16 protein-coding genes and 1 pseudogene are annotated in these 14,283 nt (G+C 67.0%); 4 read left to right on the plus strand and 13 right to left on the minus strand.

Annotated elements, in window-relative coordinates; genetic code table 11:
- Nucleotides 1-4 precede the first annotated feature (4 nt).
- Together BI343_RS11930 and BI343_RS11935 are read right to left on the minus strand one after the other, a co-directional pair.
- Entirely contained in the window at nucleotides 5-1,147 is a 1,143-nt protein-coding gene (locus BI343_RS11930; protein ID WP_071109838.1) for an HlyD family secretion protein, read from the minus strand.
- Nucleotides 1,148-1,181: 34 nt separating this feature from the next.
- Nucleotides 1,182-2,621 carry an efflux transporter outer membrane subunit gene (locus tag BI343_RS11935; RefSeq protein ID WP_071109839.1) on the minus strand — a complete coding sequence of 480 codons (1,440 nt, stop codon included), beginning with the start codon at nucleotides 2,619-2,621 and terminating at the stop codon, nucleotides 1,182-1,184.
- A 112-nt stretch (nucleotides 2,622-2,733) separates the two neighbouring features.
- On the opposite strand from BI343_RS11935, the gene BI343_RS11940 reads away from it, so the two are divergent.
- Nucleotides 2,734-3,342 carry a TetR/AcrR family transcriptional regulator gene (locus BI343_RS11940; RefSeq protein ID WP_071109840.1) on the plus strand — a complete coding sequence of 203 codons (609 nt, stop codon included), beginning with the start codon at nucleotides 2,734-2,736 and terminating at the stop codon, nucleotides 3,340-3,342.
- A gap of 31 nt (nucleotides 3,343-3,373) precedes the next feature.
- Here the strand turns inward: BI343_RS11940 and BI343_RS11945 are convergent, their stop codons facing one another.
- The 11 genes and pseudogenes from BI343_RS11945 to BI343_RS11985 form a co-directional block, all read right to left on the minus strand.
- The gene (locus BI343_RS11945; protein WP_043624560.1) at nucleotides 3,374-3,604 is read right to left on the minus strand and encodes a TIGR02450 family Trp-rich protein; all 231 of its coding nucleotides are present in this window, start codon (nucleotides 3,602-3,604) and stop codon (nucleotides 3,374-3,376) included.
- On the minus strand, nucleotides 3,591-4,127 hold the full coding sequence (locus BI343_RS11950; protein ID WP_083340924.1) for a lipocalin family protein: 537 nt from the start codon (nucleotides 4,125-4,127) through the stop codon (nucleotides 3,591-3,593). The genes BI343_RS11945 and BI343_RS11950 overlap by 14 nt, the downstream gene beginning before the upstream one ends.
- A gap of 61 nt (nucleotides 4,128-4,188) precedes the next feature.
- The gene (locus BI343_RS11955; protein ID WP_071109842.1) at nucleotides 4,189-5,460 is read right to left on the minus strand and encodes a DASH family cryptochrome; all 1,272 of its coding nucleotides are present in this window, start codon (nucleotides 5,458-5,460) and stop codon (nucleotides 4,189-4,191) included.
- A complete protein-coding gene (locus BI343_RS19330; RefSeq protein WP_083340925.1) occupies nucleotides 5,457-5,615 on the minus strand; it encodes a DUF2256 domain-containing protein in 159 nt (52 codons plus the stop codon). The genes BI343_RS11955 and BI343_RS19330 overlap by 4 nt, the downstream gene beginning before the upstream one ends.
- The gene (locus tag BI343_RS11960) at nucleotides 5,612-6,049 is read right to left on the minus strand and encodes a nuclear transport factor 2 family protein (RefSeq protein WP_071109843.1); all 438 of its coding nucleotides are present in this window, start codon (nucleotides 6,047-6,049) and stop codon (nucleotides 5,612-5,614) included. The genes BI343_RS19330 and BI343_RS11960 overlap by 4 nt, the downstream gene beginning before the upstream one ends.
- A complete protein-coding gene (locus BI343_RS11965; protein WP_071109844.1) occupies nucleotides 6,049-6,825 on the minus strand; it encodes an SDR family NAD(P)-dependent oxidoreductase in 777 nt (258 codons plus the stop codon). Before BI343_RS11965 ends, BI343_RS11960 begins: the two co-directional genes overlap by 1 nt.
- Nucleotides 6,822-7,355, minus strand: a complete 534-nt coding sequence (locus BI343_RS11970) for a DUF3833 domain-containing protein (protein WP_071109845.1) — start codon at nucleotides 7,353-7,355, stop codon at nucleotides 6,822-6,824. Before BI343_RS11970 ends, BI343_RS11965 begins: the two co-directional genes overlap by 4 nt.
- Before the next feature lie 3 nt (nucleotides 7,356-7,358).
- Nucleotides 7,359-8,093: a class I SAM-dependent methyltransferase gene (locus BI343_RS20600; RefSeq protein ID WP_280513334.1), complete on the minus strand. Its 735-nt coding sequence runs from the start codon at nucleotides 8,091-8,093 to the stop codon at nucleotides 7,359-7,361.
- Nucleotides 7,985-8,551, minus strand: a pseudogene (locus BI343_RS20605) (class I SAM-dependent methyltransferase); the annotation flags it as partial. The gene BI343_RS20600 and the pseudogene BI343_RS20605, both read right to left, overlap by 109 nt.
- Nucleotides 8,548-9,324, minus strand: a complete 777-nt coding sequence (locus tag BI343_RS11980; protein WP_071109846.1) for a DUF1365 domain-containing protein — start codon at nucleotides 9,322-9,324, stop codon at nucleotides 8,548-8,550. The pseudogene BI343_RS20605 and the gene BI343_RS11980, both read right to left, overlap by 4 nt.
- A gap of 1 nt (nucleotide 9,325) precedes the next feature.
- A complete protein-coding gene (locus tag BI343_RS11985) occupies nucleotides 9,326-10,603 on the minus strand; it encodes an NAD(P)/FAD-dependent oxidoreductase (RefSeq protein WP_071109847.1) in 1,278 nt (425 codons plus the stop codon).
- Nucleotides 10,604-10,723: 120 nt separating this feature from the next.
- On the opposite strand from BI343_RS11985, the gene BI343_RS11990 reads away from it, so the two are divergent.
- The 3 genes from BI343_RS11990 (at nucleotide 10,724) to BI343_RS12000 (ending at nucleotide 14,049) form a co-directional block, all read left to right on the plus strand.
- Nucleotides 10,724-11,344 carry a TetR/AcrR family transcriptional regulator gene (locus BI343_RS11990; protein WP_071109848.1) on the plus strand — a complete coding sequence of 207 codons (621 nt, stop codon included), beginning with the start codon at nucleotides 10,724-10,726 and terminating at the stop codon, nucleotides 11,342-11,344.
- A 53-nt stretch (nucleotides 11,345-11,397) separates the two neighbouring features.
- Nucleotides 11,398-11,904, plus strand: a complete 507-nt coding sequence (locus tag BI343_RS11995) for a DinB family protein (protein ID WP_071109849.1) — start codon at nucleotides 11,398-11,400, stop codon at nucleotides 11,902-11,904.
- A 210-nt stretch (nucleotides 11,905-12,114) separates the two neighbouring features.
- Nucleotides 12,115-14,049: a methyl-accepting chemotaxis protein gene (locus BI343_RS12000; RefSeq protein WP_071109850.1), complete on the plus strand. Its 1,935-nt coding sequence runs from the start codon at nucleotides 12,115-12,117 to the stop codon at nucleotides 14,047-14,049.
- Nucleotides 14,050-14,283: the final 234 nt, after the last annotated feature.

Here is a 14,283-nt window from a genome sequence, read left to right on the forward strand (position 1 = left end):
GACCTCACTCGCTGACGTCGACGGTGGCTTCCATCGACAGCCCCACCTGCAGCGGGTGGGCCTTCAGTTCGGCCGGGTCCAGCGCGATGCGCACCGGCAGCCGCTGCACCACCTTGATCCAGTTGCCGGTGGCGTTCTGCGCCGGAATCATGGCAAACGCCGCGCCGGAGCCGCCGGACAGGCCGGCCACCTTGCCGTGGTACACCACCTTGCCGCCGTACAGGTCGGCGGTCAGCTCCACCGGCTGGCCGACGCGCACCTTGCTCAATTGCACTTCCTTGAAGTTGGCGTCCACATGCGCGTCCTGCAGCGGCACCACCGACATCAACGGCGTGCCGGACTGCACGCGCTGTCCTACCTGCGCCTGGCGCTTGGCCACCACGCCGTCCACCTGGGCGCGGATCACCGTGCGCGCGAGGTCCAGCTTGGCTTGGTCGCGTTTGGCGCGCGCCAGCGCGACTTCCGGGTTGCTGTCCACCGTGCTGTCGGCGGTCAGCGTCTGGTTGGCTTTCAGGCTGCCGACGGCGGCGCGGTAATTGGCCTCGCTCTGGCGACTGGCTGCCTCGGCGGCTTTCAGATTGGCCTCGGTGGTGGCGTAGGCGTTCTGCGCGTTGCTCAGCTCCTCGCCTGAGACCGATCCGCTCTTGGCCAGCGCCTGCCGGCGTTGCAAATCGAGTTTGGCGCGTTGCAGGTCGGCGCGGGCCGAGGCCAGCTGGGCGGCGGCGCGGGCCTGGTCGGCGCCGCGCGCCTGGGCTTGGGCCGACAGGCCTTCGTCGTTGGCGAAATAGCCTTTGACCCGGCGCTCGGCGCGGGCAAGGTCGGCTTCGGCCTGGGCCAGCGCCAGTTTGGCGTCGCTGTCGTTCAACACCACCAGCACGTCGCCGGCTTTCACCGGCTGGGTGTCAACCACCTTCACTTGCTGGATGGTGCCGGCCACTTCGGGCGTCACCTGGGCGATTTCGGCGGCGACGTAGGCGTTGTCGGTGCTGACGTGGCGGGAGGCGATCAGCGTCCAGTAAGCGCCGTAGGCGACGGCGGCGGCGGCCACCGCGCCGAACAGCAGGGTGAACAGCTTCTTGCGTTGCATGGGGTTGCCGGCGGCGGCGGGCGCTTCGGAGGCCGGCAGGGCTTGTACGTTTTCGCTCATGTTGGGTAGTCCTTGTTTGGGTTTGCCTGCGGCCTCAGCGGGCGGGTTCGGATGGTTGATAGCCGCCGCCCAGCGCCTTGATCAGCGCGATGTCCAGCGAGAGGCGGCGGGCTTCCAGCGAAGCCAGGCTGCGGCGGCTGGCGATGACCGTGTCTTCGGTGTTCAGCACGTCCAGATAGTTGGCCAGGCCGCCCTGGTAGCGGTTCTGGCTGACGCGGTAGGCCTCATCGGCGGTTTGCAGCGCCAGGCGGCGTTGTTCCAGCTGCGGCGTCAGCGAAGCCTGGCTGCTGACGGCGTCGGCCACTTCGCGCAGCGCCTGGCTCAAGGTGGCGTCATAGCTGGCGACGGCGGCGTCGTAATCGGCGCGGGCCAGGCGGTACTGGCCCTGCAACTGGCCGCCGCGGAAAATAGGCAGATTGACCGCCGGACCGATGCCGGCTATGCCGGAACCGCTCTTGGCGAACAGGTCCAGACCCAGCGACTGGGCGCCGACGAAGGCGGTGAGATTGACGTTGGGGTAGAACTGGGCCTGAGCCGCGTCGATGCGTTTGGCCGCGGCTTCTGCGCGGAGCCGGGCGGCGGCCAGATCCGGTCGGCGGCCCAGCAGTTCCGCAGCCAGCGTGGCCGGGAGCCGCTGTTCGCGAAACAGGCCGGATGCCGGGCGGGCGATGGCCAGGCCGCGGTCCGGACCGGCGCCGATCAAGGCCGCCAGGCTGTGGCGTTGCAGCGCGATGCTCTCGTCGGCGGCTTGCAGGTCGGCGCGGGCGGCGGCCTCACGGGATTCGGCCTGGCGCACGCTGCCCAGCGTTTCCATGCCTTGCCGTTGCCGCTCTCGCAGCAGCTGCGCGGTGTGGCTGCGCACGTCCAACGCCTGCGCGGCGGCGTCGCGTTCGGCAAACAGCCGCGCCAGCTCGGCATAGCCGGCGGCCAGCGAGGTGGTCAGCATCAGCCGGGCCTCGGCCGCGTCGGCCTGGGCGGCGCTCAGTTCCGAGGTGGCGGCGGCGACAGCCGCGCGGTTCTTGCCCCAGAAGTCCAGCTCGTAGCTGAAGTCCAGCGTGGCGCGGCCGCTGGTATTGAAACCCGTCGGCGCCGGCATGCCGTTGTTGTAGCTTTGTTTGTCGCGGTTGATCGCCACGTTCAGGTCCGCGCTGGGCAGCAACGCGGCGCCGGCCTGCAGGGCCAAGCCCTCGGCGCGTTCGACGCGGGCGCGGGCGGCGGCGAGGTCCGGCGCTTGGCGCTGGGCCTCGTCCATCAACTGGCTCAGCTGCGCGTCGTCGTATTTCAGCCACCATTGGCTGTTGGCCCATTGATCCTGCCCGGAGGGCAGGCTTTGGGTATTCTGGTATTGTTGCAGCGGTTTGGGTTGCGGCGCCGAGCCCATGTCGGGCAGCGCGGCGCAGCCGCTCAGCAGCGCCAGCGCGGCCAGCAGGCCGATGGCGGGCAGCGGATGCGGCGAAGAGTGGGGGATGCTCATGGTCTCTATCCGGGTGTTATTGGTTTAAACTGTGCGGTACGGTATAGTTATATTTCGAGCGAAATGACCTGTCAAGAAAAATTGAACTGTACGGTTCAGTTTAAAGGTGGATATGCGTACAAAAAGCGAAAGCAAGCGTCAGGCGATCGTCGCCGCGGCGACCGAGGTGTTTCTGGAGCGCGGCTACGAGGCGGCGTCGATGTCGGAGATTTCCACCCGCGCCGGCGGCTCCAAGGCCACGCTTTACAACTACTTCTCGTCCAAAGAGGCGCTGTTTCTGGAAGTGATGGCCTGTCTGGCCGCAGAGATGTCGCAGGTTTACGTCAGGCTGGTGCCGGGCGGCGACTTGGCGGCGGTGCTGCAGGATTTCGGCGAGGCGTATCTGGACAATCTGTTCAGCCCGGAGCTGCGCGCCTTGCGCGCCATTGTGATGGGCAGCGGCAGCCGCTCCGAAGTGGGGTTGCTGTTCTATGAAAACGGTCCCAAGGTTGGTTGGGGCAAGCTGGCGGAGTTCATGGCGGCCGAGATGCGGGCCGGCCGCTTGCGCGAGGCTTCGCCATGGACCGCGGCCATGCATTTCCACGGCCTGCTGCACGCCGAATGCCAGGTGGCGATGATCACCGGCCTGGTGGATGAGCTGGCGCCTAAGGAGACCCGGCCTGCCTGGGTGGCTTCGGCGGTTGAAGTGTTCCTGATCGCCTACGGCAAGCCTGCCGCCTGAGGCTATCGGTTTCGCCAGACTCGGCGCGAAGCTATTTCCAGCCTTGCAACCATTGCGCGGCGTCGGTCAGCGCGCGCCACGGCAGTTCGGATTGGCGGCGGGTGTAGACGGCCTCCAGCGTCACCGTCTGCACCGGCCCGTCCGGCGCGTGACGGTTCAGCGCCACCACCAGGAAATGCTTTTCCTTGTTTCGCGGCGCGGCGGCGGTCCATTTGCTGTTCAGCAGCTTGTCCGGATTCAGGCGCGTCTTAGTTGTCGGCACGGTTTTGCTCTACCCAGATCAGCTGGTCGGCCGGCACCTTCAGCTTGGACGCCACCGCCAGCAAGGCTGTTTTGGCGGCCGCCGGCGGCTGCTTGTCGCGCGCGAGCAGCCATAGATAGTCCTTGTCCGGCCCCACCACCACCGACCAGCGGTAGTCCGGGTCCAGCGCCGCCACATGGTAGCCGCCGTAGAACGGCCCGAAGAACGATACCCGCAGCGAGGCGACATCGGACAGGCCATTGAACCAGGCCTTGCCCACCGCTTCGCGCCAGCCGGCGATGGCGGGGTCGTAGCCGCGGTTGACCACGCGGATGCTGCCGTCCGGATTCAGGCTGTAGTCGGCGCTGACGGCTGTCAGGCCGCGCTCGAAGCGGTGGTCCAGCCGGGCGATCTCGTACCATCGGCCCTCATAGCGCGTCAGTTGGAAGGGCCGCACCGGGGCGATGCCGGGCGGCGGCGCGGTGTCGCAACCGGCGAGCAGGGCGGTGGCCAGGGCGAGCAGCGTGATGCGTCGTTTCCACATATTGGTTCTCATCTTCGGTCTGGAGGTTGGCGCGGGCTCGGATCGTGCCGCTTGTACGCACTCATGCGGTGCTCCACAGCGCGCGGTAGCGTCCTTGGGCATCGTGCTCCGCCGCCTGGCGCTCGGGATTGAAGCGGCGGCCGCCGCGCGGATCGGTGCCGCGGCCGGCGATATACAGCCAGTTGCCCTGGTTGCTGTATGCGTCGTAATCGATCAGCTGCGATTCAAACCACGCCGCGCCGGCGCGCCAGTCGCCGCCGCACTCGTAAATCAGATAGCTGGCCGCCACCTGGCGCAAGCGATTGGACAGATAACCGCTGGCGCTCAGCTCGCGCATCGCCGCATCCACCAGGGGCTGGCCGGTTTCGCTTTTTCGCCAGCGCTGAAACGCCGTCGCATCATGCGCGGGCGACGGCAGGGCGGACAGGCCTGCGGCGTGATAGAGCCGCGCGCCATGCCGCAGGTGCAGGAAGCGGAAGTAATCGCGCCAAAGCAGCTCGAAGCCTATCCAGTCGCTGCCTTCGCTGGCGCCGTGCCGGGCTTCGAACGCTTTCAGCATCTGCCAGGCACGTCGCGGCGACAACGCGCCGCTGGCTAGCCATGGTGAGAGCTTGCTGGAAAAGTCGACGCCGTACAGCCGGTCGCGCGTCGCCTTGTAGCGATGCGGCAGCCCGCGCGCCAGGTATTGCTGAAAATGGGCGCGCGCCGCGGTTTCGCCGCCATGGCATGCCGGCAGATGGTAGGGAAAGGACGAGCGCGCTTCGATGGCCGGCGGCGTGCGGGGCGGCGGTTCGCGCGGCGTCCAGCCGGCCGGCAAGGGCGGCAAGGCGGTTGGAGCGTTTTGCGGCGGCAGGGGCTGGGGGCCGGCCTGCTCCAGCGCGCGGCGGAAATCTGTGAACACCGCGGGCAGCCGTTCGATGGCAAATGGCAGCTGCTCCGGCAGGTACAGACTGGACTGCCAGATTTCGCACACCTGCAGGCCCGCTTGGCGCAGCGCGAGCACTTCGGCTTCTTCTTCCGGTGCGGCGATGCGCTCGCATACCACGCGATCGGCGCCGACCTGGCGCGCCAGCGCCGGCAACACGATTTCCGGCGGGCCTTGCAATTCGCACAACGCGCTGCCTCGGTCGCGCAAGGCTGCGGCCAGGCTATCCAAGGCCTGGCCGAGGAAGGCGGCGCGGTGGCGGCCCAGACGCGGGCAGTCCCAGCCGCTGTCGCGGGTGGGGTAGTGGCAATACACCGGCAGCAAGCTTGCGCAGCCGCAGGCGGCCAGCAGCGCCAAGTTGTCGTCCAGCCGCAAGTCCTGGCGCAGCCAGTACAGCGTCGCGCTCATGGCTGGGCTGCCCGTTGGCGACGGCAGCGTTCGGAGCAGTATTTGACCGCGTCCCAGTCGCGCTGCCATTTCTTGCGCCACACCATGGTCCTGCCGCAGGCGGCGCAGCGCTTGGCCGGCAGCGCGGCCTTATTGCCGCGGAAAGCCGGTTTCATGTCGGCACCCGCAATTTCTTGCGCATCCAGGCGACGGGCAGTCCCAACAGCGGAATTTTCTCGAACAGCTCTTCCGCCGCGTCCCAGTAGTCGCGGTGCAGCATCACTTTGCCGTCGGCGTCGAAACGCAGATGGCTGCCGCCATGGATATTGACGCGGCGGCCGGCGTAGGCAAAGTCGAAATCCCAGGTGATGAAGGCTTGGTCGCCATCGCGCAGCGCGTGCAGCACGGTGAAGCGCGGCTCGTCCACGGTCTTGAACATGTGGCGGAACACCGCTTCGATGGCGGGGACGCCGCGCACATCGTTGAACGGGTCTTTGAAGCGGGCGTCGTCGGCGTAATAGCGGCCAATCTCGCCCAGGCTGTCCGGCGTCAGCGTCTGGAACCAGTCGAGCAAGGCCTGCCAGGCGTCGGGAGAAGGGGTGCGTTTCATCAGCGTGCCAACCTCGTCAACAAGGGCAGCCGCAGCCAGTACGGCAGCAGCTGCAACAGCTTCAGCCACAGGGTGAAGCGCCAGGGAAAATGGATTTCGAAACGGCCGCGCGCCAGGCCGCGCATGATGTTGCCGGCGGCGGCGCGCGGCGTCAGCAGGGCGGGCATGGCGAAGTCGTTCTTGGCGGTCAGCGGCGTGGCCACGAAGCCGGGATTGACCAGATACACCGCCAGGCCCAGCGGCTTGAGTTCGGCGTACAGGATTTCCGCCAGGTTGATCAGGGCCGCCTTGCCCGGCCCGTACACCACGGCGCCCGGCAGGCCGGCATACCCGGCCACGCTGGCGATCAGCGCCACGCCGCCGCGGCCCTGCCGCGCCAGCGTCGGCAGCACCACCTCCAGGCCGAGGTAGACGCCGAGCAGATTGGTGTCGATCAGGCGCCGCGTTTCCTCGGCATGCAGGTCCAGGCTGGTCTGCGGCCGGTAGTCGGCGGCGCAGAACACCACCAGGTCCGGCAACGCGGCCTCGGCTTCCAGCCGGGCCCAGGCCGAACGCCACGAAGCGGGGTCGGTGACGTCCAGCGTTTCCACCCGCGCGCCGGGGCGGCCGTCAGCCAAGGCATGCATGGGCGCGGCGCGCCGCGCCGATAGGATCACTTCCGCGCCGGCGTCCAGCAGCTCCGCCGCCAGGGCGGCGCCGATGCCGCTGGACGCGCCTATCACCCACACCCGGCGCGCGCGCCAGTCCGGTATCGCCGGGTTCAGGCGCAGTTTCATGGCGCAGATTCCGGTTTGCGGAAAAACAGCGTGACTTCGCCGAGCGGGAAGCCGAACTTGCTCATGGTGGCGCGGTTGAACAGGCTGTTGTCGTCCTGCAGGAACATCCAGTCGTCAAACTGGACGTCGTATTCCTTGCCGTCCACTGGCAGCCGCAAGGTATAGCGCCAGCGCAGCGCATTGCCGGCGGCTTCGCCCTGCGCCTCGCCCACCACGTCGGCGGCGCGGCCGCGCCAACGGCCGCCGCCCAGCCGCTGCAGGCGCCACACGCGTTGCTGCCGCGTGCCGTCGCTGTATTGGAAGCGCTCGTTCAGCACTATTTCATCGCCGCGTCGTTCGCCGTCCAGCGCCACGGTAAAGCGTTTGACCAGACGGCCCTGGCGGTCTTGGAACATGCCCCAGGCTTCGGTCTTGCCGAGGAAAAACTGGCCCGGGTCCAGCAGCGGGCGGTTGGTGGCGTAATCGCTGACCGCCGGGCCGGCGCAACCGGCCAGCAAGGCGACCATGGCGAGCAGGGGCGGGCGGGGCATGATTCAGCTCCTTTGCAGCAAGAATTGCGACACGCCGATGCGGCCTTCGTCGAAACCGGCCTCGCAGTAGCACAGATACAGCCGCCACAGGCGGATGAAGGCCTCGTCGAAGCCCTGAGCGCGCACCTCCGGCAGCCGCGTTTCGAAGCCCGATCGCCAGCGGCGCAGCGTCTCGGCGTAATCGGGGCCGAAGTCCAGACGGCTGCGGCAGGCCAGGCCGCGCTGTTCCGCCGAGCGCTGGAAGCGTTCGCGGCTGGGCAGCATGCCGCCGGGAAAGATATAGGTCTGGATGAAGTCCGCTTCGGCCCGATATTGCGCGAATCGCGCTTCCTCGATGGTGATGCTTTGCACCAGGGCGGGGCCGCCCGGTTTCAGGCAGCGGCGCAGGGTGTCGAAATAGCGGCCCCAGTAGCGCTCGCCCACCGCCTCGAACATCTCGATCGACACGATGGCGTCGTACTGGCCGCGCAGGTCGCGGTAATCCAGCCATTCCAGCCGCGCCAGCGGCTCCTGGGCCAGCCGGGCTTGGGCGAAGTCCAGCTGCGCTTTGGAGAGGGTGATGCCATGCCGCGGCGAGCCGCATGCTCGGCGAAACCTCCCCAGCCGCAGCCGATTTCCAGCACGCGCATGCCGGGCTTCAGTTGCAGTTCGTCGCAGATGCGCTGGTATTTGGCGGCCTGGGCGTCGGCCAGCGAGCGGCCGTAATCGCCGTCGAACCAGGCGCTGGAGTAGGTCCAGCTCGGGTCCAGCCACAGCCGGTAGAAGTCATTGCCGATATCGTAGTGGGCATGGATGTTGCGGCGGCTGCCGCGCCGGCTGTTGCCGCGCAGGGCATGGCGCAGCCGATGCCACAGCCGGCTGGCCAGCCGGCCCAGCGCCCCCAGCTGCAGTGCGTCCTCGTTGCGCTGCGCCAGCCGCAGCAGGGCGGTCAGGTCCGGGCTGTCCAGCCAGCCGTCGCGGTAGGACTCGGCGAAGCCGATATCCTCGCGCTGCAGAATGCGGGCGCAGGCGCGCCAGTCGCGCAGGATCAGGCTGGCGTCGGCTGGCTGCTTGGGCTGGCCGAACCATAATTCCTCTCCATCCGGCGTGATCAGGCGCAGGCTGCCGCGGCGCAGCCTGGCCAACAGCGACAGCAGCACGCGGCCGGCGGCGGGGAGGTCGGGACGGGATTGAGCGAGGGGTTGGCTGGCGCTCATGAGGCGGTCTCCTGGCCGCGGCTGAGCGTCGCGGCGGGGGGATGGGGTTTGCGGAAAAACGGCACGCGCTTGAGCCACAGCCGCAGCGCCTGCCAATGTATGCGGGCCACCACCCCCAACGTCAGCAGCGGCTGCCGCAGCAGGGCGCGCAGGGCGCGGCCGGAGGTCAGCGCGGCCATGCTTCCGGATACCGCGGTATGGAGCAGCGCGCCGGCCTCGTCGTGATAATCGATGCGCACCAAGGCGTGGCCGGCTTGCTCGACGAAACGGAAGCGGTAATGGCCTTCGACGCGGCAAAACGGCGAGACGTGCAGCAGCTTGCGGCAGACCAGCTGGCTGGCGGGCCGGATGGCGCCGCCGCCCTCCGCGCTGAGCAAATAAGCATGATGTTCGCCGAAGGTATTGTTCACTTCGGCCAGCACCGCGCGCAGCTCGCCCGCCGCGTCGTGGCAGTACCAGAAGCTGACCGGGTGGAACACGTGGCCGAATACGCGCGGGAAAGTCTGCAGCCACACTTCGCCATCGGCCGGCAGGCCGGCCTCCGTCAGCCGCGCCCGTATCCACGGCAGCAGCGGGCTGCCGTCGCGCGGGCCGTAGTCGGCGGTGCGCAGCATCAAGGGCCGCCAGCGGTCGACGCCGAAACAGAGGCTGGACAGCCGCTCCAGCGCCGACAGCTTCAGCCGCAGGCAGAACACCGGGTAGACGAATCGGTTGCGCGCCGGGCGCAGCCGGTGATGCATGACCTGTCCGGTGATCAGATAGGCGTCGGCCATGTCAGATCCTTGCCCAGTCCGGCGCCAGGCCAAAGTCCGCCGCCACCCGCAGCCCCGACTTCAGCCCGTCCTCGTGAAAACCGTAGCCGGTCCAGGCGCCGGCGAACCAGCAGGCGTGGCGGCCCTGGATGCCGCGCAGGGCGCGCTGCGCGGCGATGGCGTTGTCGTCCAGCAGGGGGTGCTGATAGGCGAAACGGCCCAGCACCTTGTCCGCCGCCGGTTGCCGCGGCGGGTTCAGGGTGACGATGACCGGCGTGTCCAGCGGCAGCGGCTGCAGCCGGTTCAGCAGATAGCTGACGCCGACGGCCTGGCCGTCGTCGTGGCTGTCGCCGATGAAGTTCCAGGCGGCCCAGGCGCGGCGGCGGCGCGGCAGCAGGGTGTCGTCGCAATGCAGCACGGCCTCGTTGGGCTGGTAGCGCACGGCATGCAGCACCGCGCGCTCGCGCTCGTCGGCGTCCACCAGCAAGCGCAGCGTCTGCGGGGCATGGGTGGCGAACACCACCGCGTCGAAGGTTTCCTCGCTGGCTTGGGTCAAGACGCGGGCTTGGCCGTCCACCCGGCTGACGCGCAGCACCGGGGCGCCCAGACGGATGTCGTCGAGGCCGGCGGCGATCTTGTCCACATACTGCCGCGCGCCGCCCGGCACGGTGCGCCATGGCGGGCGGTTGCGGATCTGCAGCAGGCCGTGGTTCAGGCAAAAGCGCAAAAAGGTTTCCGCCGGAAAGGCCAGGATGTCGCGGCAGGGGCTGGACCAGATGGCGGCCGCCATCGGCAGCAGGTAGTGATCGCGGAAGCGGCGTCCGTAGCCGCCGGCGTCCAGCAGCTCGCCCAGCGTCAACGGAGACTGCGCCGCGCGCGCCAGATTGCGCTCGGCCTCCCGGTTGAAGCGCAGGATGTCGCCCAGCATGCCCCAGAAGCCGGCGGACAGCAGATTGCCGCGCTGCGCGAACACGGTGTCCAGATTGCTGCCGGCCCATTCCAGCCTGCCGTGGTCCAGCGACACGCTGAACGACATCTCGGTGGGATGGCTGGGGATGTCCAGCTCCCGGAACAGCGCGATCAGATTGGGATAGGTGCGTTCGTTGTACACCAGGAAGCCGGTATCGACGGCGAAGCGCAGGCCGTCCACCTCCACATCGACGGTATGGGTGTGGCCGCCGAGATAGTCGTTGGCTTCAAACAGGGTCACCAAATGGCGGCGCGCCAGAAAATGCGCGGAGGCCAAGCCCGAAATGCCGCTGCCGATGACGGCGATGCGTTGTCGCTGCTGTGTGTTCACCGTGGATCCTGTATGGAAAAAGCGGGTGCAAGCCTTGCTTGGCAGCCTGGGGCGGCTGCTTTATATTCAGGATATAACTGGTAAGAAAAAAATGCTACTACTTAGTAAAAGGTGTTACTGATGGGTATTATCGGCAGGCTCAGCTTCAAGGATCAGGCATTCAAGCTGAGAGAACAGGCGGTGCTGGATGCCACTACCCGCATGCTGGCCAGCAAGGGCTTCGACTTGATGACCATGGACGACGTGGCGGGCGAAGCCGGCATCTCCAAGCCCAGCCTGTACAAGCATTTCAAGTCCAAGGACGAGCTGGCCACCGAGGTGATGATCCGCCTGCTGGACGATGCCCAGGCTTACCTGGCCGCGCAGGACGCCGCGCTGAGCCCGCTGGGCCGGCTGCGCGATCTGCTGGCCTGGGCGCTGCGGGTGCGTCTGTCCGGCGGCCTGCCCTTTTTGCCATCCACCAGCCCCCAGGTGCGCGGCATGCTGACGCGCAGCCTGCGTTACGTCAGCCGCGCCATCAAGCTGCACAAGACTTTGCAGGGCATCGTGGAGCAGGCGAAAGAGGCCGGCGAGCTGCGCGCCGAACTGCCAGCCGACGTGATCCTGTACAGCTACTACGCCCGCACCTGCGATCCGGCGGTGGAATACCTGCGTGTCTACGGCAAATACGCGGACGAGGAGATTATTCGGCACATGCTAGGGGTTTGTTTTGAAGGGATGGCCGATAGGGCAGGGGGATGAGCTTGAAATGACATGTAAGACAATGGCGTTTTCATTCCGACCGGACGCTCTCGATGGATACCGCTCTGTTTCACTCGCGGTTTCGCTGCAAATCCTGGGCCGATGAAGAGCTGTACGCGATGGTGGCGACGCTTGACGCTGCGGCACACCCAGAGAAGCGCGATGCCGCCATCCGCATCCTCAACCCTATCCATGGGGTGGACCGCATCTTCCGCGGCAATCTGAGCGGCCAGCTGCATGGCTGCGCCATCACCAATACCCCGGACACGCCGGAGCTGGCCCAGCTGCTGGAAACCGTGCGCGACACCGATGCCTGGTATCTCGACCATGTGGCCGCTCTTACCGCCGATAAACTATCGGAAATCATCCATTTCACCTTCACCGACGGCGGCCACGGCCGGATGAGCCGGGCCGAAATGCAGCTGCAGGTGATCACCCGCGGCGGCTACCACCGCGGCGCGGTGGGGCGCACCCTGGCCGATTGCGGCATCCAGCCGCCGCGCGATATCTACACCCTTTACCTGCACGACAGCGAGCCGGCGCGCCGCCAGCCGAGCTGAATCGCCGCGGGTGTGGTAATTACTCCACATCAAGATATCTCTCGCAAAATATTCATCTTGCGCTTGTACAGCCTTGTTACAATTGCCGCCGATATTCCGTCGGTATGGGTTCAAGGCGGATTCGATGAGTGAATCCGCTGCGGTATCGTCGTTTCGCCCGGCAAGTGGGTTGGCCGGGCTTTCCCTTTTTTATTTCAGGAAGCCAGCAAGATGTTCAAGAACTGGTCGGTCAAACAGAAAATCCTGGTCAGCGTGGCGCTGATCCTGCTTGTTTCGCTGGCGATCGCCGGCGTGGTGTCCACTCGCATGTTCAAGACCGCGTTGACCGAGCGGCTGGAGCAGCACGAACTGAAGGCGACGGTGGAAGCCATACGCAACGAGCTGGACGCGTCCATCTCGCTGCCCTTGAGCCAGACCCGCCAGATGGCGGCCAACACCTATCTCTTGGACTGGACCGCCGCCGGCGAGCCGGAATCCGGCGTGGCCGCCTGGCAGCATTACGCCAAGGCGCTGATGCAGACTTCCGGCGCCTCCATCATCTCCTGGACATCCGAGGCGACGCTGAACATCTATATCGACCACGGCACGGTCAAGGCGGACCCGAAGGGCAACGACAAGTGGCTGGCGGATTTCCTGGCCTCCGGCCGCGAGAGCCAGTTCACGCTGGGCTCGGAAACCGGCAAACAGCAGGTGATGATGTTCGTCAACGTGCTGGCCAACAAGGACAAGCCGGGCCATCGCGCCGTGGCCGCCCTGGGCTTCGACGTGACCCAGATGGCCGAGCGCGTGCGCAAGATGGCAGTGGGCGAGCATGGCCAAGTCTATGTGGTGGACGCCAGCGGCCAAGTGCGCCTGCACCGCGATCCGGCGCTGATGCAGAATAAGACCCTGCTGCCCGGCCTGCCGGGCATGGCCGAGGTGGCGCCGCAATTGCTGAACAAATCCGGCTTCAATCTGGCGCATTTCAATGGCCCGGGCGGTCCCACCATCGTCGCCTCCAGCTATATGCCCAGCGCCGACTGGTTCGTGGTGGTGGAAATGGACGAGGACGAAGTCTACGGCGCCGTCACCCGCACCATCGCCTGGGTGGTGGGCGTGGATGCCGTGGTGCTGGCGCTGTCGCTGCTGTTGATCTGGTGGGTGTCCGGCTTCATCAGCCGTCCGCTGGTGGAGCTGCGCAACGCGATGCGCTCGCTGAGCTCTGGCCACGGCGATCTGACCCTGCGCCTGCCGGTGCAGAGCGGCGACGAAACCGGCCAAGTGGCCGAAGCCTTCAACCGCTTCATGGAGCAGCTGCGCGCCATGTTCCTGCAAGTGCGCGAGCAAAGCGCGCAGCTGCACCGCAGCGCCGGCGAGCTGACGCGCATGACGCAAAGCCTGTCCGAGGGCTCGCGCTACAACGCCGACCTCAGCGAAACCACAGCCGCCACCATCGAACAGCTGTCGGTCAGCGTCAGCCACATCGCCGGCAACTGCCATGGCACGGCCGAGGCGGTGGAACAGGCCGGCGCGCTGTCCTCGCAAAGCGCGGAAGCGGTGGGCAAGGTCAGTGTGGAAATCGGCTCCGTCGCCGCCTCCATGGACGAGGTGAAAGCAGTGATGGAAGAGCTGGAGCGCCGCTCCTCCGAGGTGGGCAGCATCGCCGGCGTGATCAAGGACATCGCCGACCAGACCAATCTGCTGGCCTTGAACGCGGCGATCGAGGCCGCCCGCGCCGGCGAGCAGGGCCGCGGCTTCGCCGTGGTGGCCGATGAAGTGCGCAAGCTGGCCGAACGCACCAGCCAGGCCACGGTGGAAATCGACGAAATGGTGGACGGCATGCAGCAAGGCTCCGGCCAGGCGCGCGAGCGCGTAGCCAAGACCTACGGCGCGGTGCAAGGCGGCGTGCAGCTGGCCGAGGAAGCGCAGCGCCAGATCGCGGAGATCCAGTCCAGCATGCAGCTGGTGGTGCGCCAGGCGGCGGAAATCCGCGACGCGGCCAGCGAGCAGTCCAAGGCTACCGAGGACATGGCGCGCACGGCGGAGCAGATGTCCAGCCAGGCCACCCAGTCCGACGCCGAAATCACCCGCGCCGGCCAAGTGGTGGCCGATCTGGAAAAACTGTCGCAATCGCTGGAGCAGGTGGTGGGGCGGTTCAAGCTGTAAGTTTGGCTGGCCCGCTGTGTCAAGGAAAATGCCGCTCATGCAAGTCAATGGGCGGCATTCTTTTTGATTTGTGGAGTCCGCTGCGCGGACGATGATTTAAGGTGCGGTTCCGCCCGCAGACGGGCAAGAGGGCTGCGCGGCCAGCCCTCTTGCAACTCCAGGCCGCCCCACAGGCCGCGAATTCCCATCCGAAACGTCGAGGTCAAGGCGCTGGCGAACTCGGCGCGCGCTAGC

It is taken from the genome of Chromobacterium amazonense (assembly GCF_001855565.1).
Taxonomy (GTDB): domain Bacteria; phylum Pseudomonadota; class Gammaproteobacteria; order Burkholderiales; family Chromobacteriaceae; genus Chromobacterium; species Chromobacterium amazonense.